The sequence below is a fragment of the Streptomyces sp. GESEQ-4 genome, assembly GCF_017948455.1.
Taxonomy (GTDB): domain Bacteria; phylum Actinomycetota; class Actinomycetes; order Streptomycetales; family Streptomycetaceae; genus Streptomyces.
The window spans coordinates 366,213-382,616 of the sequence record NZ_JAFFSU010000001.1 but is presented as its reverse complement, the minus strand read 5'-3'; the positions used below and the strand labels follow the sequence as shown (position 1 = coordinate 382,616).

15 protein-coding genes and 1 pseudogene are annotated in these 16,404 nt (G+C 70.8%); 8 read left to right on the top strand and 8 right to left on the bottom strand.

Annotated features, from left to right (window positions below; genetic code table 11):
* Positions 1-7 precede the first annotated feature (7 nt).
* From KCH48_RS01670 to KCH48_RS01660, 3 genes are all read right to left on the bottom strand, one after another.
* A complete protein-coding gene (locus tag KCH48_RS01670; protein ID WP_210569634.1) occupies positions 8-2,152 on the bottom strand; it encodes a bifunctional diguanylate cyclase/phosphodiesterase in 2,145 nt (714 codons plus the stop codon).
* Entirely contained in the window at positions 2,149-2,961 is an 813-nt protein-coding gene (locus KCH48_RS01665) for an SAM-dependent methyltransferase (RefSeq protein ID WP_210569632.1), read from the bottom strand. The genes KCH48_RS01670 and KCH48_RS01665 overlap by 4 nt, the downstream gene beginning before the upstream one ends.
* Positions 2,962-3,211: 250 nt before the next feature.
* Entirely contained in the window at positions 3,212-4,201 is a 990-nt protein-coding gene (locus KCH48_RS01660) for an SCO0930 family lipoprotein (protein ID WP_210570883.1), read from the bottom strand.
* Positions 4,202-4,497: 296 nt separating this feature from the next.
* Here KCH48_RS01660 and KCH48_RS01655 point away from each other — a divergent pair, with 296 nt between their 5' ends.
* The 3 genes from KCH48_RS01655 (at position 4,498) to KCH48_RS01645 (ending at position 6,600) form a co-directional block, all read left to right on the top strand.
* Complete coding sequence (locus tag KCH48_RS01655; protein ID WP_210570953.1) at positions 4,498-5,097, top strand: hypothetical protein; 600 nt, start codon at positions 4,498-4,500, stop codon at positions 5,095-5,097.
* Between the two features lie 46 nt (positions 5,098-5,143).
* Positions 5,144-5,875, top strand: coding sequence for a DUF4239 domain-containing protein (locus KCH48_RS01650; protein ID WP_210569630.1), 732 nt, complete (start codon positions 5,144-5,146; stop codon positions 5,873-5,875).
* Positions 5,876-6,093: 218 nt separating this feature from the next.
* A complete protein-coding gene (locus KCH48_RS01645; RefSeq protein WP_210569629.1) occupies positions 6,094-6,600 on the top strand; it encodes a hypothetical protein in 507 nt (168 codons plus the stop codon).
* 79 nt (positions 6,601-6,679) lie between these two features.
* Here the strand turns inward: KCH48_RS01645 and KCH48_RS43100 are convergent.
* Positions 6,680-7,078: pseudogene (locus KCH48_RS43100) on the bottom strand (hypothetical protein); the annotation flags it as partial.
* 645 nt (positions 7,079-7,723) lie between these two features.
* Here KCH48_RS43100 and KCH48_RS01635 point away from each other — a divergent pair.
* Complete coding sequence (locus tag KCH48_RS01635) at positions 7,724-8,386, top strand: class F sortase (RefSeq protein ID WP_210569625.1); 663 nt, start codon at positions 7,724-7,726, stop codon at positions 8,384-8,386.
* Between the two features lie 28 nt (positions 8,387-8,414).
* On the opposite strand, the gene KCH48_RS01630 is transcribed toward KCH48_RS01635, so the two are convergent.
* The gene (locus KCH48_RS01630; protein WP_210569623.1) at positions 8,415-9,254 is read right to left on the bottom strand and encodes a polysaccharide deacetylase family protein; all 840 of its coding nucleotides are present in this window, start codon (positions 9,252-9,254) and stop codon (positions 8,415-8,417) included.
* Between the two features lie 181 nt (positions 9,255-9,435).
* On the opposite strand from KCH48_RS01630, the gene KCH48_RS01625 reads away from it, so the two are divergent.
* Positions 9,436-9,906, top strand: coding sequence for a universal stress protein (locus KCH48_RS01625; RefSeq protein WP_210569622.1), 471 nt, complete (start codon positions 9,436-9,438; stop codon positions 9,904-9,906).
* A 78-nt stretch (positions 9,907-9,984) separates the two neighbouring features.
* Here KCH48_RS01625 and KCH48_RS01620 read toward each other — a convergent pair whose 3' ends face one another.
* Positions 9,985-11,139, bottom strand: coding sequence for a CapA family protein (locus KCH48_RS01620; RefSeq protein WP_210569619.1), 1,155 nt, complete (start codon positions 11,137-11,139; stop codon positions 9,985-9,987).
* 210 nt (positions 11,140-11,349) lie between these two features.
* Between KCH48_RS01620 and KCH48_RS01615 the strand changes: the two genes are divergently transcribed.
* The 3 genes from KCH48_RS01615 (at position 11,350) to KCH48_RS01605 (ending at position 13,355) form a co-directional block, all read left to right on the top strand.
* Positions 11,350-11,898 carry a sigma-70 family RNA polymerase sigma factor gene (locus KCH48_RS01615; RefSeq protein WP_210569617.1) on the top strand — a complete coding sequence of 183 codons (549 nt, stop codon included), beginning with the start codon at positions 11,350-11,352 and terminating at the stop codon, positions 11,896-11,898.
* 135 nt (positions 11,899-12,033) lie between these two features.
* Positions 12,034-12,549 carry a hypothetical protein gene (locus tag KCH48_RS01610; RefSeq protein WP_210569615.1) on the top strand — a complete coding sequence of 172 codons (516 nt, stop codon included), beginning with the start codon at positions 12,034-12,036 and terminating at the stop codon, positions 12,547-12,549.
* 152 nt (positions 12,550-12,701) lie between these two features.
* On the top strand, positions 12,702-13,355 hold the full coding sequence (locus KCH48_RS01605; RefSeq protein ID WP_210569613.1) for a zf-HC2 domain-containing protein: 654 nt from the start codon (positions 12,702-12,704) through the stop codon (positions 13,353-13,355).
* Between the two features lie 38 nt (positions 13,356-13,393).
* Here the strand turns inward: KCH48_RS01605 and KCH48_RS01600 are convergent, their stop codons facing one another.
* Positions 13,394-14,257, bottom strand: coding sequence for an Fpg/Nei family DNA glycosylase (locus KCH48_RS01600; RefSeq protein ID WP_210569611.1), 864 nt, complete (start codon positions 14,255-14,257; stop codon positions 13,394-13,396).
* A 31-nt stretch (positions 14,258-14,288) separates the two neighbouring features.
* Entirely contained in the window at positions 14,289-16,376 is a 2,088-nt protein-coding gene (locus KCH48_RS01595) for a SpoIIE family protein phosphatase (RefSeq protein WP_210569609.1), read from the bottom strand.
* Positions 16,377-16,404: the final 28 nt, after the last annotated feature.

Genomic DNA, 16,404 nt, shown 5'->3' with positions numbered 1-16,404 from the left:
CCGGGCCTCAGCCCGTCGCGTCCACCAACGCCAGCTCGTGCAGCCGCTCCGGTGGGCCCGGGCGGGCGTAGTACCAGCCCTGGGCCGTGTCGCAGCCCAGTATCCGGAGCTGCTCGGCCTGGGCGCCCGTCTCCACGCCCTCCACCGTCACCGCGAGGTTCAGGCTGTGGGCGAGAGAAACGATCCCTTCGACGATCTTGAGGTCGACGGAGTCCGCCGGGAAGCGCTGCATGCTCTGGGTGAAGGACCGGTCCAGCTTGAGGATGCTCACCGGCAGCCGGCGCAGATTGGCGAGGTTCGAGTAGCCGGTGCCGAAGTCGTCCAGGGCGATGTCGACGCCCATCTCGGCCAGCCGGCGCAGCGGCTTGAGCAGGTCGTCGTCGGCGCCGATCAACGCCGACTCGGTCACCTCCAGGCAGAGCGCGTCGGGTGCGACGCCCGCGCGCTCCAGGATGTCGACGGTGTCCTGGACCAGTCCGGGGTGCGTGAGCTGGCAGGGCGAGAGGTTGACGTTGATGCGCAGCGGGCCACCGGCCCCGGTGGCGCCGTACCGCTCCCGCCACTCGCGGGCCTGGCGCACCGACTGCTCCAGCACCCAGCGGCCCAGTGGAACGATCAGCCCCGTGTGCTCGGCGAGCGGAATGAACCGGTCCGGGCTGAGGACGCCGTGCTGCGGATGCAGCCAGCGCACCAGGGCCTCGGCGCCGCGGACGCTGCCGTCGCCGAGGTGGACCAGCGGCTGGTACTCGATGAAGAACTCGCCGCGGTCCAGGGCCGTCGGCAGCGACGTGGTCAGCCCGTGCCGGGTGATGGCGCGGGCGTCGGCCTCGGCGTCGGCCAGTTCGAAGCGGTTGCCGCCCGCCGACTTGGCGCGGTACATCGTGATGTCGGCGCTGCGCAGCACCTCGGCCGCGCTCCGCTCCCCCGCCGGCCCCTCGACGATGCCGATGCTGCCGCGCACGGTCAGCTCCCGGCCGTCGACGCTGACCGGGGCGACCAGCGCGTTCATGATGCGCGCGGCGAGTTCGTCGACCTCGCGCTCGGTGTCGGTGCCGGTGGTCAGCGCCACGAACTCGTCGCCGCCGAGCCGGGCGACCATCTCGCCGGGCGCGGTCGCACAGGACTGCAGCCGGTCGGCGACCTCGACGAGCAGCCGGTCGCCGGCCGCGTGGCCGAGGCTGTCGTTGATGGTCTTGAAGCCGTCGAGGTCGAGATAGCACAGGCCGAAGCGCTGGCCCTCGCCCGCCGTGAGGGCCTTCTCCAGGCGCTCGAAGAACAGCGTGCGGTTGGGCAGTCCGGTGAGCGCGTCGTGCGTCGCCTCGTAACGCAACCGGAGGTTGAGCAGCCGCCGCTCGGTGGTGTCTTCCATCAGAGCGAGCTGGTACTCGGGGTTGCCGTCCGGGTCGCGGAGCAGCGAGACCGTCAGATTGGTCCACAGGACCGTTCCGTCGGGGCGGTAGAACGGCTTCTCCACGTGGTAGTGCTCGCGCTCGCCGCGCACGAGCTCCTCGTACAGCCGCCAGATCTGGGGCGCGTCCTCGGGGTGGGTCCACTCCATCACGTTGCGGGTGCGCACCGTCTGCTCGACGCCGCCGAACATGCGCACCAACGCCCCGTTGACCTGCAGTATGTTGCCCTCGAGGTCGGCGATGCCGATCCCTATGGCGGCGCCCTCGAAGACCGCCCGGAAGCGGGCCTCGGTCGCGTGCAGGGCCTGCGCCACCACGCCCTGCGCCTTCAGCGCGGCCGAGGAGATCGACTCCTGCTCGGCGAGGGTCCGCTCACGCAGCGCCGCGGCGAACCCGGCGGCCATGGAGTGCTGCAACCGCGAGGAACGGGCGCGCAGTTGGTCCTGCGCTCCGTCCCCGCCGCAGTACAGCACCAGGTAGGCGTCGACGCAGTCCAGGGTGCGGCTGAGCGCCTCCGGGTCGGTGCAGTGCACGGCGACCAGCGCGGCACCCACCGCCCGCGCCTCGTCCGCCTGGAAGGTCCTGGTCCGCAGCGCCTCGCTCAACCGCCGGGCGAGCGGCAGCAGTTGCTCCTCCAGCTCGGGCCGGGTCAGCGACGTCGAGGTCACCGGGAACACCGCCCGGCTCCAGATCGTCGCGAACCGGCGCAGTCTGTCCTCCGGCCCGTCCGGCTCCGCGCTCACGCCTTGCGCCCCACGCCGGCGAAACCGGAGAAGGCATACGGATCCTCGTCCTCCGGCGCGGTGTCCGGCCGCCAGCGCGGCATAGCCACCAGTCCGGGTTCCACCATGTCGTACCCCTCGAAGAACTGCGCGATCTCGTCGCGCGAGCGCATGATCAGCGGGTTGCGAATGTCCTTGTATACGCCCACCGTGCCCTCGGCCCGCTCCGCCGGAAGAGGGATTCCCTCGTACGAGGCATGGGTGAGGATCAGCAGGCTGCCGGGCGCGAGGGCGTCGCGCAGTTCGGCCACCGCTGAGTACGGGTCGTCCGCGTCTTCCACGAAGTGCAGTATGGCAACGAGAAGCAGCGCCACAGGGCGGTTCAGATCGATCAGTCGCCGCACCTGAGGGGCGGCGAGGACCTCCTGGGGCTTGCGCAGGTCGGCCGCGACCACGTCGGTGTCGGTGCTGCCCTCGAGGACCGCCTGGCTGTGTGCCACGGCCACCGGGTCGTGGTCGACGTAGACGACATGCGCGCCGGGGCTCGCCGCCCGGGCCACCTCGTGGACGTTGCCGAAGGTCGGGATGCCGGAGCCGATGTCCAGGAACTGGGTGATGCCCTCGTCGGCGGCGAAGCGCACCGCGCGGCGCATGAACGCCCGGTTCGCCTGCATGATCTTGGGGAGTCCCGGCATGAACTCCATGGCCTTGCGGGCCGCCTCCCGGTCGACCTCGAAGTTGTGCGAACCGCCCAGGTAGAAGTCGTAGATCCGGGACACGCTCGGCACCGAGATGTCGATGCTCCGGGGGGCCCAGGCGGGACGCTCCATCAATCTCTCCAAGGCGTAGGCGATCCGGTGTTCGAGCTGAGGCTACTGATCGCCCGCCAAAGGAGCGAGCGGAAACGGAAATTGACCATCCGTTCCCGGTCACTGCCTGCGGCACGTGCCGAATTGATGCCCTGTTTCGCCTCTACTAAAAGTGGCCGAGTCGTTCCGGAGAGTTCCCAACGGCAAAACCGGCCGCCCCCTCCGTGCGGCGCGGAGGGGGCGAACCGGGGTTGATGGCGGAAGGCTGTGGTCAGCCCTTCACTGCCTTTCCGTCGGGTGCGACGGCGTACCAGGCACCGGCCACACCCTGGCCGTTGGTGTCACCGGGCTTCTTGTCACCGGCGAAGGTGTAGATCGGGACACAGTCGATGGTCTGCTGCTTCAGTCCGTCGGGCCGGTCGAAGACCACGTAACCCTGACCCCTGGGACCGGACCCCTTCAGGTCGATGCCCTTGGTGTTCTTGGCGTCGACCGGCTCGATGACCGGCCACTTCTCCAGGCAGTCGTCGAGGCACGCCGTCTTCATCGGCCAGGGCGAGTCCTTCAGGAAGCGGTAGACCGTGTGGCCGTTCTTGTCGACGACGATCTCGCCGAGCTCGGGGTCGTTGCGGGTGGAGAGCCCGGGCAGGCCGGCCTGCTCGACCCCACCGCCCTCGCCCTCATCGGCGCCGCCGCCCTGCTGGGCCTTCTTGCCGTCGGGCGCCAGCGCGTACCACTTGCCGCCCACACCCTGGCCCTTGACGTCGCCGGGGGTGGTGTCCTTCGCGTAGCGGTACGCCGGCCAGCCGCCGACGGTGAGCTGCTTGGTGCCGTCGGCGCGGGTGACCTCGCCGAGCAGCGCCTTGTCGATGCCGGCGCCGGCCGTGGCGTCGTCCGCCGGTACCGGCGGCCACGTCGTGGCGCAGTCGCCGTCACAGTTCGTCTTCGGCGGCTCGGCGGTGTCCTGGTCGAACCGGTACAGGGTCATGCCCGCACTGTCGGTCACCATGTTGCCGACCTCCGCGTTGGCGGAGACGGCCAACTGGCCCGCGAGAGAAGCCTGGTTGGCGTTGCTCTGTTCGTTCTGGGCGCCGGTGCCGGCTCCGGCCCCGGCGCCTGCCTGTCCGTAGTCACCGGCCGCGGCCGTGGCGCCCACGTTCTGGCTCGGCGACGGGCTGCTTTCCTGACCGCACGCCGTCGTCAGCGCCAGAACAGCCGCAGCGCTCGCCACGAGTGAGGCGCTCCGCCAGGAGGTCTTCATCTTCAACTCCCCGATCATCGCAACGATGTTGCAGCGCCCTGCTGCGCCGCGCACGGTCCTAAGTACGAGCAGTGACCGCCGTTGTGTTCAAACGCCCCGCGGATTTCTTTCCGAAACCTGTGCCACACCGCGCCCGCGACCTGCGCCCCTGCCGCGATGACACTCGTATGAGCGTGCGTATCCCCGGACACGCGAACGCGCGCGGATCAAACCGGCGACACCCTGCTGTCCCTCCTTCGGGGCAATCCCCCGTCGCCCGGGCGTACGCCGGTGCGCCAAGGCCCATGATCTTCGTCGTGCATGGACCCGAACCGACCCACGGCCCCATCGCCATACGGGTGTTGTCCCTCGTCACGCTGGCATGGATGGTCGTCGGCGCCCCGGCGGGCACGGCGGCCGCCGATGTCTGCGCGTACGCGTCGACCGGCCCCGGCGGCACGGAGGCGGTGGCGGTCGTCGGAAGCGCCACCTGGCCCGCCCCCGCGACCTGGCCCACCCACCCCGCGTGCCCAGCGCCCACGCCGACACCGACTCCCACCCCGACGCCGACTCCTGAACCGCCGAAGCCCACCCCCACCCCGGACCCGACGCCCACGCCGAAACCGCCACCGAAGCCACGGCCCGCGCCGCCCCCCGAGCCGCCGCCCGCACCGGCCCCAGCAGCTCCCCAGCCCGCGGCCCCACGGCCGGCGCCCACACCCCCGCCCAGCCCCACACCCACACCGACCCCGCCGGCCAAGCCGACCCCGCGTGCGTCCGTGACCCCGGTGAGCTATCCGGCGTACCACCCCGCACCGCGCAAGCGGACGACGCGCAGTGCCACGTCGCCGCTCACCTTCGTCCTGCTCATCACCGTGCCCGCGGTGGTCGCGATCGCCGCGCTGCGTCCCCGCTGATTTCTGGAGGCACCTCTTGCCGGAATGGCTTGTTCTCATCCTCGCGATGCTGGCTGTCTGCGTCGTGGTGGTCATCATCACCGTCCTCCGCCATCGGACGGCGGCGGACGACGAGGATCCCGACGAGACGCCCGACGTCATCGAGTACATGACGATGTGGATCGGAGTGGTGTACGCCATCGTCCTGGGCCTGGCCATCGCCGGTGTCTGGGAGGGCCGCAGCGCCGCCCAGGACCACGTCCAGGCCGAGGCGGTCGCCCTGCACGAGATCTCGGAACGGGTCCGGGTCTATCCAACCGACGTCCGTGACCGTATTCGCGACGATGTCAACGCCTATGTCGGACACGTCGTGAACACCGAGTGGAAGGCGATGTCCGACGACGGCAAGGTCACCGAGCGGGGCACCGAGCTCCTCGACCGCATCCGCGAGGACGTCACCGACTACCGGCCGAGGACCGACTTCGAGGCCCAGGCCTACCAGCCGCTCGTCGACCAGGTCACCGCGGCGGACCAGGCACGCAGTGCCCGCGCCGGCGCCACCGGGGAGACGATGCCGGGGGTGGTGTGGTTCGGGCTGATCATCGGGGGCGTGGTCACGATCGGGATGATCTTCGTCCTGCAGATCCGGCGCACGGCACGGGAGCTGATCCTCGCCGGGCTGTTCTCGGCGCTGATCGCCTTCCTGCTCTTCCTCATCTGGGACTTCGACGCGCCCTACAGCCGGGGTGTCACCGCCTCGGCCGATCCGTTCCTGGACCTCTTCCCCCACATCGGCTGACGGGCCCGCGCCGGGACATCCTCGGGGGACGGCCGCCACACCGCGGCGGTCCCCCGATCGAGGCGGCACCATCCCCTGTACGGCCCACACGGTTGACCCGTTCGCGCTACTGCGATCGCGCCCCCGCACGCACCTTTCTAGCGTTCCGGTCATCGAGGTGCATTTCTGGCGCAAGCGGAAAAAGTCCGCGGCTGCTCCTCGGGGACCGGAGGTCCACCATGCGCGCGATACGCGTCGCCTCGGCCGCACTGCTGGGCGTCACCGCCCTGGCACTGGCCTCTCCCGCCGCTCACGCACGCGGTGACGAGCACACCGGCTTCCGGGCCAGTGTGCTGCCGACGACCATCGAGGCCGGCGGGCAGGTGTCCCTGCGCGTCACCGGCTGCGACCAGGATGTGTACGTCTCCTCGGGGGTCTTCGACACGGTGACGATCCGCAGGGGCCAGGGCTCGGCCACGGCGGTGGTCGACCGGGACGCGCGCGAGGGCGCGGTGTACTCGGTGAAGTTCAGCTGCGGCACCTTCTGGCAGGAGGTGGACCTCACGATCGCCGAGGGCCGCCCGGGCCACCACCGGGTCCCGCCGAAGGGCGTCCACGCCGGTGAAGGCGGCAGCCTCGGCGGTTTCGACCTCCAGGAGATCGGGCTCGGCCTCGCGCTCATCACCGGCTCGATCGGAGCGGCGTACCACTTCTCACGGCGCCGCACGGACGAGGACGGCGCCTGACCGACCCCGTCCCCCCAGACGTTCGCCCCGGACCCTTTCGAAGGGTCCGGGGCGAATCGGCTCCGGGGATCGGCGGTGGTCAGATCCGCTTCTCGGACCGGCGCCGCATCCAGAACACTCCGCCGCCGACGACGGCCGCGGCCACGAGACCGCCGCCGATGACCATGTCGGTCGGGGTCGCCCCGGTGGAGCTGCTGCCGCCGATGCCGCCGCGGACACCGCCGATGACGGTGAAGGCGTTCGGCCGGGTCAGGGTCGAACCGGAGCAATGGACGGTGACGTCGTACGGGCCGGGTCTGGCGTTGGTGTGGACGGTCGCGGTGCCTCTGGCTGTGTCTCTGGGGCCTCCGACCGGGAACAGCCTCGCCCGTGGGAAGGCACGGGAGGTCGCGGTGCCGCCGTTGGGGCAGCCGTCGACCGTGACGGTCAGCTGACCGCCTCGCGCGATGACCCTGGGCATTACGACGATATTGCTCGGGAAGAACCGGCCGTTGCCGCCGTGGTGCCCGCCGTGGCCGCCATGTCCGCCGAAGCCGCCACCGTGATCGCCGCCGTTGCCACCGAACCCACCACCGTTGCCACCGAAGCCGTCGCGACCGAAGCCGTCGCCGCCGAAGCCGCCATTTCCGCCGAAGCCACCGTGGTGGTCGCCGTTGCCACCGAACCCACCGCCGTAGCCGCCGCTGCCGTCGGGGTCGTTCATGCCGTCCCAGGCGACGGCCGCGGGAGCGGCGAGCCCGAGGACGGCGACCGCGGCGGCCGAGACCGCCAGGGAACGAGTTGTACGCATGTGATCCTCCGCGGAAGACGCCCCGGGACCCGTCCCCGGTCGATCGGCGAGAAAGCGCCTCCAAGAAAGACCCTCAGATGCCCTGCTCGCGCCCGCATTTCGGGAATGGTCCGTCCTGGTGAGAAGACACGCCGAAGGAAAACCACACAATCGGATATTGCCGCAGGTCACGCACCGTCAGAAAATTCCTGTTCGCGGCGACTCGGATGGCGCACCACGATGGCGTTCGGGCCACCCGTTCGCTTCCGCCCCGTCGCTGGCGGTGCTCGCGGGACTTAGCGTTCTCCTATGCGCCATTGACGTGGCGACGGCCGCGTCGAGAGGGGAAGTCGAATGTCTGGGTACGAGGTGGCCGAAGAGGAGGAGCAGCGGAAGAAGCGCGCTCCTTGGGGCGTGATAGCGCTTGTTCTGCTGACCGGCCTCGCGCTCATTCGGAATGGTTCGGGAGAGTTCGACGAGGGCCCCCCACAACCCGCCTCGGCAGCCGCCGCGGAGGCCCGGACACCGCAGGGCGCCTTCCTGCGGGTCCCCAGCGCGCTGCCGTACGCCGTGCCGGACCGGGTCAGGATCCCGGCGATCCAGATCGACGCACCCATGATGCCGGTCGGCCTGGACGCGGCCGGCTGGGTCGACGCGCCGCCGCCGGAGGACCCGAATCTCGCCGGTTGGTTCACCGGTGCCGTCACCCCCGGCGAAAAGGGCACGGCCGTGATCGTCGGCCATGTCGACAACACTCAGGGGCCCGCCGTGTTCTACGGACTGGGCGCCCTCAAAAAGGGATATCGCGTCGAGGTCGCCCGCAAGGACGCGAAGACGGCCGTGTTCGAGATCTACGGCATCGAGGTCTTCGAGAAGAACAACTTCCCCGGCGACCGTGTCTACGCCTCCAAGGGCAGCCCCGAATTGCGGGTCATCACCTGCGGCGGCGGTTTCTCCAAGCAGAACGGCTACGACGGGAACGTCGTGGTCTTCGCCCGACTGGTCGAGGTGCGCTGAGCGTTGCCGGCCGGGCGGGCGCGGCCCGTCAGACGTGCCGCCGGCGCGGGACGGTGATGTGGTAGCCGTCGTCCAGGAGTTGCGGCAGATAGTCGCGCAGGGCCCGGACGCTCGCCGAGCGGTCGCCCCCGGCGTCGTGCGAGAGCACCACGACGCCGGGGGCTGCGCCGTTCTCGACCCGGTCGACGATGGTGCGGGCGCCGGGCTCGGTCCAGTCGAGGGTGTCGACCGTCCACGCCAGCGGCTCCATGCCCAGTTCGGCGCCGAGCTGGAAGGCCGCGCGGTTCCAGGCGCCGTAGGGGGCGCGGAACCAGCGGGGCCACTCGCCGGCCGCGTCCTCGATGACCTCGCAGGTACGTTTCATCTCGGAGCGGATCTGCCTCCGGGTGAGGCGGGTGAGCAGCGGGTGGGACCAGGTGTGGTTGCCGACGACATGCCCCTCGTCGGCCATGCGCTCCACCAGGTCCGGGTTCTCGGCGGCCATCTCGCCGCAGACGAAGAACATCGCGCGGACGTCGTACGCCTGCAGCGTGTCCAGGATGTCCGGGGTGTAGCGGGGGTCCGGGCCGTCGTCGAAGGTCAGCACCATGGTCCGGCCGCGGCCGGAGACTCGTAGAAAGGGTTCACGCCGCACCAGGAGCCGCCGTGCCGCGGCCCGTGGCGGACCGTGGCCGGTGAGGGGCTGCAGCCGGTAGGCGGAGGGCTTGAGGGCGCTGCGCGCCTGCGGACCCGCGGCCCCGGCGGCGGGTGGCAGGACCGGCTGGTCGCCCGCGCGCACCGTGAGCAGTCCGGCGGTGCCGGCCGCCCCGACCGTGGCGGCGCCGACGGCCAACGCCCGGCGCCGGGTGAGCAACTGATCCTTCTTCATGACTCATCAGTCGCCCCTCTGGGCCCCGACGCACCACGGCGGCACCTCAGCGGCGGCATGATTCCACCCGGGCGGCGTATGACGGTTCGTCAGGGAAACGGCGGGTGTCTCCCGGGGGGGCGAATCGATGAGAAGCCCGGCGACGGCTGCGGGACCTGGGGGTTCCGATAGCCTCACAGGCGTGACGGATCAGCAGCACTCGCCCTCGCAAGGGTTCGAACGGGGCACGGACGGGCCGAAGGTCATCGTCGTCGGCGTGGACGGCTCCGACTCCTCACTACGGGCCGCGGCCTACGCCGGTGGCCTGGCCCGGCGGCAGCGCGCGCTCCTCGCGATCGTGTACGTGCAGCCCGTGATGGGCGCCGGCGCGGCGCTCGGGGCGCCGGTCGCGGAGACGACGGACGCGATCGCCGAGAACATCGTCGCGGAGATCAGGGACGCGACGGAGCGCGTGAAGGGGATATTCGACGTCCGCTGGGAGTTCCACACGTTCCGCGGCGACCCCTACAACGGCCTGGTCAAGGCGGCCGACGAACTCAAGGCGGACGCGGTGGTGGTGGGGGCGTCGGAGCAGGCGGGGCACCGGATCATCGGGTCCGTCGCGATTCGGTTGGTGAAGGCGGGGCGGTGGCCGGTGACGGTCGTGCCGTAGCGCTCCGCTGGGGGTGCCGCGATAGGTCGTTGGTTGTGTGCCGCGCCGTTGTGGCTGGTCGCGCAGTTCCCCGCGCCCCTATGGGGCGCCCATCATCAGGCCGTCTTTTGCTGCGCCTCGGCTGAATACCACGTCTCGGATTCTGTCGCGTACGCCTTGTAGCTCGGCGCCCTTTTTCAGGGCCTCGTTGAGGTTCACCACTCGGCCTGCGTCGATGTCGAAGAGTTGTGGGATGAACTCGGCCTTCGTCACCTGCCAGCGGGCGCCGGGCTTCACGGGCGGTGTGAAGGTGAAGCGGGCGAGGGTGGACTGGTTGCCCCGCGGGTCCTGTGCGCCCTGGTGGTTGAACATGGCGCCTGCGATCTGGTCGCCCATTCCGTAGACGACCCAGGTGCCGTTGACCTTCTCGTACGCCTGCGGGACATGGGCGTGGGTGCCGAGGATGAGGTCGATGTCCGGGCGGTTCCCGGTGCGGGCGGCGGTGAGGGTCCGGGCCAGGGACTGCTGGCCCCGGTCGGGGGCGTCCTGCCATTCCGTGCCCCAGTGCATGGACACCACGACCACGTCGGCGCCGGCCTGCCGGGCGGCGCGGGCGTCCGCGATGATCTTGCGCTCGTCGATCAGGTTGACGGCCCAGGGCTGTCCCGGCGGCAGCGGGAAGCCATTCGTGCCGTAGGTGTAGGCGAGGTGGGCGACCTTCGCCTTCCCCGCGGGCAGGACGGTGGCGGTGCGCGCCTCGGCTTCGTCGCGGGCCGATCCGGCGTGCCGTACGCCCGCGCGGTCGAGCGTGTCCAGCGTGCGGCGGACGCCGTCCGCACCGTCGTCCAGGCTGTGGTTGGAGGCGGTGGAGCAGCCGTCGTAGCCGGTGGCGGCGAGGCCGGTCGCGACCTCGGGCGGGGACTTGAAGGTGGGGTAGCCGGTGTACTCGCCGTTCTCTCCGTACACGGTCTCCATGTGACACAGCGCCAGGTCGGCGCGGGAGACCACGGGTGCGACGCCGGAGAACATCGGGCGGAAGTCGTAGCCGGTGCCGCCCGCGTCGAAGCGCGCCCGGTCGATGATCGCGCTGTGCGGGAGGACGTCGCCGGAGGCGACGAGCGTGAATCCGCCGGCCGCGGAGGGCGCCGGACGCCCTGCCGGGTCGGTGTCGTCGCGGGCCTCGGCCTGGCAGGCGGCGCCTGCGGCGAGAACGGCCGTGAGGGCCAGGGCAACCTGCTGTCTGCGTGCAATCATCGCTCACCCCGTCGCGATCATATTTCCAGACAAATAGGTATGAATCTGAACGCTTCCGCAAACAACCTGACTGGTTTCATTAGCCCGTCCGGCGCTCACCGGCAGCGGAATGAACCGTTCGTCGTACCGTTCGTCGACGCGATCGACCGTCCGCCGCAGATCCGTGTGAGCTCTCTGTCCGAACGGCACACCCTGCGATGCCATACGGCCATGACGGCCGGAATCACCCTCTCGAACGGGACGACGACCGCCGAGCACGAGCTCGCCGCACTGCAGCGGGAGCACGGCCGGCCTCTTTTCGCGCTGCTGCTCCGGCTCTGCGACGGTGACCGGCAGCGCGCCGAGGACCTCGTGCAGGAGACGCTCGTACGCGCCTGGCAGCATCCCGAGGCGCTGCGCGCCGATGACTTCGACTCCGTACGGCCGTGGCTGCTGACCGTGGGACGGCGGCTCGCCATCGACGCGCGGCGGGCCCGGCAGGCGCGGCCCGCCGAGGTCGGGGACGCGGTGCTGGAGAACGCGCGTGTGATAGCCGACCATGCCGAGCGGGCGGCGGCGGCGCTCGATGTGCGTGAGGCTGTGAAGACACTCACTCCGGAGCACCGTGAAGTCCTGGTGCTCGTGTATTTCCACGGGGCGAGTGTGGCGGAGGCCGCGGCGGCGCTCGGAATTCCGCCCGGTACGGTGAAGTCCCGCGCGTACTACGCGCTGCGCGCCCTGCGCAGGGTGCTTCCGGGATACGCGGCCGACCTGCGGTGAAACCAATGGATGAGTCAAACCTCCGTAAAGCGCCTTGCTGAAGACCCCCGTTGAGCAATCAGCTGTCTTCATCCGTGTTCCGGACTGGGGCCCGGGGTCGGGCGACGCGCACGCACCGGAGGAAGGCAGGAAGGGATGCTGCACAGAGGTCAAGAGAGCACGGACGGCACCGGCGGCGGTGAACTGACCGTCCCCATGGCGTGGTTGTACGCCGAGTACATCGCCGACGAACTGCTGCGGACCGGCGATCTGATGCCGCCGACGTCCTTCGAGTTCCGCGCCGGACGGGATGCGCTGGCGCTGACCATCTTCCTGTCCGACACCGACGGCGAGCTCTCCGGCATCCGGGTCGTCACCCAGCTGGAGACCTGGCTTTCGCTGACGGCGTACGACCAGCCGTGGCAGGACTGGGTGCGCGAGCGCCTGGCGAAGCTGGCCACCGAGGCGATCGAGTCGGGAGATCCCGCACCCGACCTGGAGCTGGCGGAGGCGGCCTGGCGCTGGCTCGAGGAGACCGAGCTGCTCGCGCCCGACCTGAACGCGGTGCCTGAGGGCGCCGCGATGGCCGGCGAGGACGACGGGCCGAAGGTGTGGACGCCGGCCTGGCAGCTGGGGCTGCCGCTGGGACATCTCGCCATCCATCTTTTTTGAGATTTCGCGGCGATCCGACCAATCCCCGGCCCCACCGGCTCCGAATCCCTAGGTTGCGATTCGGTAAGGGGCTTGAGTGATTCTTCGGTTTGGTGCGTACCGATGGGAGCAAGGAGTAACCCCACCCGCACCCAACGGCACGAGGATTCGGCATGAGGTCCCTGGAGAGGCATCGCGACGTCGCCGCGTACGCGCTCGGCGTGCTGGACGAGGCGGACGCCTTCCGCTTCGAGGACCACCTCATGGAGTGCCCCAGCTGTACGGCACACGTGACCGAATTCGGGCCGGTGACCCGGCAGTTGATGTTGTACCGGCGAGCCACGCCGCGCTTTGTGAACCCCCTCACGCAGCCCGGGAACCGGCTCCTTGACCGGCTGCTCGGCGAGGTGTCGGCACGGCGCCGGGTCGGGCGCAGGCGGGTGCTGTATGCCGTGGCGGCCTCGGTGGCGATCGCGGTGGCGGCGCCCGCGGTGGCGATCACGGCGGGCGGCGGCGACGCCGGCTCCGTGCGCATCACCGCGACCGACGAGCGGTCGGGCGTATGGGCGCAGGTCACGGCGGAGAACGCGGCTTCGGGCAGTCAGATCGAGCTGAGCGTGAAGGACGGGGCAGGGCCGCGCCCCTGCCGCCTGGTCGTCCGGGGCCAGGACGGCTCGGAGGAGACGGTCACCCACTGGATGACGCCCCGCCACGACGCCCGCCCGAACACCATGCACGGCAGTTCGTCGATGCACATCGACCAGATCGCCCGGTACGAGGTGCGCACGACGGACGGCGAGCATCTGGTGACCCTCGACGCGCAGTAGACCAGGCGGCGACGGAGACCAGTGCGCTGACCGACGTCTCACTTCAGCAGCCGGGACATCCTCCGGTCGGCCAGCGGCTTGCCGCCGGTCTGGCAGGTCGGGCAGTACTGCAGTGACGAGTCGCTGAAGGAGACCTCGCGGATCGTGTCGCCGCACACCGGACAGGGCTCGCCGGTCTTGCCGTGTACGCGCAGGCCGCTCTTCTTCTCGGCCTTGAGGCGTCCGGCGGCGACGCCGCGGGAGCGCTCGACGGCCTCGGTGAGGGTGCCGCGCAGCGCCTGATACAGGCGGGTGGTCTCCTCGGGGGTCAGGGACGCGGCCAGTTTGAAGGGGGACATCTTCGCGGCGTGCAGGATCTCGTCGCTGTAGGCGTTGCCCACGCCGGCGATCAGGCTCTGGTCGCGCAGGGCACCCTTGAGCTGCCGCCGCTCGCCCCCCAGCAGGGCCGCGAACCGGGGTCCGTCGAAGTCGTCGGCGAGCGGGTCGGGGCCGAGGCGGGCGACACCGGGGACCTCCTGCGGGTCGTGGACGACATACACCGCGAGCCGCTTCTGGGTGCCGGCCTCCGTCAGGTCGAAGCCCTCGCCGGTCTCCAGGGCGACGCGCAGTGCGAGAGGGCCCTTGCCGGGCTTGGGCGGCCCGTCGGGGAGCTTGTCCTTCCAGTGCAGCCAGCCGGCGCGGGCGAGGTGGGTGACGAAGTGCGGGCCGCCGTCGGTCTCGAGGTCGAGGAACTTGCCGTGCCGGTGCACGGCGGTGACGGCGTGGCCCTCGACGGCCGTGAGCGGAGGGTCGTACGTCTTCAGCACGCTGATCGCGACGGGCAGCACCCGGACGATCTCGTGGCCGACCAGGTTCTCGGTCAGGAAGTCCTTGAGCGCTTCCACCTCGGGCAGTTCCGGCATACGTCCAGAGTGCCATCCGGGACCGGTGGACTCAGCTCCGTTCCCCCACCACGAACTCGCACCACACGCATTTCCCGCCGCCCCGCGCCTCCACGCCCCACACGTCCGTGAGCAGGTCGACGAGGAGCAGTCCGCGTCCGGAGACGCCCGCCTCGCCGGCGTCGCGGCGGCGGGGCAGGGCGCTGGAGGAGTCCTCGACGTCGACGCGCAGCCGCCGGTCGGTGGCGGTCAGTACCCGCAGGGTGACGACGGCGGAGCCCTCGGTGTGCATCAGGGCGTTGGTGATCAGCTCGTCGGCGACGAGTTCGATCTCGTCGGCGCGCTCGCGGGCGCCCCAGGCGAGGACGGCGGCGCGGATCATGTGCCGGGCCTGGGTGAGGGCCTCGGGGTCGCCGGGTGCCACGTGCTGCTGGAGCCGGCCGCCGGACTGGGGGGTGTCCAGGCTGCGGCGACGCAGCAGGAGCAGGGCCACGTCGTCGTCGGCGCCGCGTTCCTCGGCCACGTCGATGAGCCGTTCGGCGAGGTCGCGTACGTCGTCCGGGCCGGTCTTGATCATGGCCACGAGGGTCTGCATGCCGTCGTCGAGGTCGGCGCCGGGCTGTTCGATCAGGCCGTCGGTGCACAGCACCAGGGTGTGGCCGGGGTCGAGCTCGATGGTGCCGACCGGGTATTCGAGGCGGCCGAACTCGGCGGACAGACCGAGCGGCAGCCCGCCCTCCACGGCTATCCGGCGACAGGTCCCGTCGGTCTGCCGGATCAGCGGGTCGATATGGCCGGCCCGGACCACCTGGACGACTCCGGTGGACAGGTCGGCCTCCGCGTACAGGCAGGTCGCGAAGCGGTCGGTGTCCAGTTCGTGCAGGAAGACGGAGGCGCGGGCCATCACGGTGGCGGGGGTGTGGCCCTCGGCGGCGTAGGCGCGCAGGACGATGCGCAGCTGTCCCATGACGGCGGCAGCGTGGGTGTCGTGGCCCTGGACGTCGCCGATGACGGCGCCGACCCGGCCGCCCGGCAGCGGGATCAGGTCGTACCAGTCGCCGCCGATGTCCCGGCCCAGGGAGCCCGCGGCGGAACCGGCGCGGTAGCGGACGGCGATGTCGGCGCCGGGCACGCTGGGGATGGTGCGCGGCAGCATCGCCTGCTGGAGGCCGGTCGCGAGGTCCTTCTCCTGCTCGTAGAACATGGCCCGCTGCAGGCTCTGCGCGATGCTGGAGCCGAGGGCGACGAGGACGTTGCGTTCGTCGGCGGTGAAGCCGCGCCGGTCGCTGTAGAGCAGGCCCATCGCGCCGATGGGTTTCGCCTGGGCGATCAGCGGCAGATAGGCGGCCGACGTGATGTTCAGGTCGGTGATGTGCGGCCACAGGATCGGATAGCTCTCGGCGAACTCCTCCGGCGACTCGATGAACCGCGGGGCGAGGGTGCGGACGACCTCGCCCATGGGGTAGGGCTCGTCGATGCGGGTGACGAGGGTGCCGGGCACGAAGCTGCCCGCCGGGCCCTCGGCGATCAGCCGGATCCGGCCGGCCTCGACCAGGCCCATGACCAGGCTGGTGGCGCCGAGGTGGGTGAGGCCGTGGGTGTCCTTGAGGACGTCGATGACGTCCTGGACGGTACGGGCGTACGCGAGGGCGGCGGTGGTGAGCTGGACGACGTTGGTCTGCCGGCGGCGGGCCTCGTCCTGGGCCGCCTGGTCCCGGCGGGCCTCGATCTCCTCGAATTCCTGGGTGGCGTCCCGGACGATGCCGATGATCCGACGCGGTCGGCCGGTCTCGTCGCGGCGGATGTACCCCTGGGTGTGGGTCCAGCGGAGGCTGCCGTCGCGGCGGCGGATGCGGAAGTAGGTGCCGTAGTTCTCGCTGCCGTCCTTCATGGCCTGCGCGACCAGGCCGTCGAGCCGGTAGGCCTCCGGGGGCGGGACCCGGACGGAGAGGGTTCCCGGGTCGCCGTCGTATTCGTCGGGGCGCAGGTCGAAGACCTCGTGGGCCTGGGCGTCCATGTGGAAGAGGCCGGTGTCCAGGTCCCAGTCGAAGCTGCCCATGCGATTGAGCGCCAGGATCGGATCCGGGTGGGCGGGCCAGTCGTCCGGGAGTGACAGGGCGCTCGCTCCCCGATCAACCATGGGCCTACCTTGCCAGGATTCGACTCAT

Excerpts from the sequence above, each read along its gene's own strand:
- KCH48_RS01605 (WP_210569613.1), top strand. The coding sequence starts at position 12,702 with ATGAGGTCCCTGGAGAGGCATCGCGACGTCGCCGCGTACGCGCTCGGC.
- KCH48_RS01650 (WP_210569630.1), top strand. The coding sequence starts at position 5,144 with ATGCTGGCTGTCTGCGTCGTGGTGGTCATCATCACCGTCCTCCGCCAT.
- KCH48_RS01615 (WP_210569617.1), top strand. The coding sequence starts at position 11,350 with ATGACGGCCGGAATCACCCTCTCGAACGGGACGACGACCGCCGAGCAC.
- KCH48_RS01645 (WP_210569629.1), top strand. The coding sequence starts at position 6,094 with ATGCGCGCGATACGCGTCGCCTCGGCCGCACTGCTGGGCGTCACCGCC.
- KCH48_RS01595 (WP_210569609.1), bottom strand. The coding sequence starts at position 16,376 with ATGGTTGATCGGGGAGCGAGCGCCCTGTCACTCCCGGACGACTGGCCC.
- KCH48_RS01610 (WP_210569615.1), top strand. The coding sequence starts at position 12,034 with ATGCTGCACAGAGGTCAAGAGAGCACGGACGGCACCGGCGGCGGTGAA.
- KCH48_RS01635 (WP_210569625.1), top strand. The coding sequence starts at position 7,724 with ATGTCTGGGTACGAGGTGGCCGAAGAGGAGGAGCAGCGGAAGAAGCGC.
- KCH48_RS01665 (WP_210569632.1), bottom strand. The coding sequence starts at position 2,961 with ATGGAGCGTCCCGCCTGGGCCCCCCGGAGCATCGACATCTCGGTGCCG.
- KCH48_RS01660 (WP_210570883.1), bottom strand. The coding sequence starts at position 4,201 with ATGAAGACCTCCTGGCGGAGCGCCTCACTCGTGGCGAGCGCTGCGGCT.
- KCH48_RS01620 (WP_210569619.1), bottom strand. The coding sequence starts at position 11,139 with ATGATTGCACGCAGACAGCAGGTTGCCCTGGCCCTCACGGCCGTTCTC.
- KCH48_RS01630 (WP_210569623.1), bottom strand. The coding sequence starts at position 9,254 with ATGAAGAAGGATCAGTTGCTCACCCGGCGCCGGGCGTTGGCCGTCGGC.
- KCH48_RS01600 (WP_210569611.1), bottom strand. The coding sequence starts at position 14,257 with ATGCCGGAACTGCCCGAGGTGGAAGCGCTCAAGGACTTCCTGACCGAG.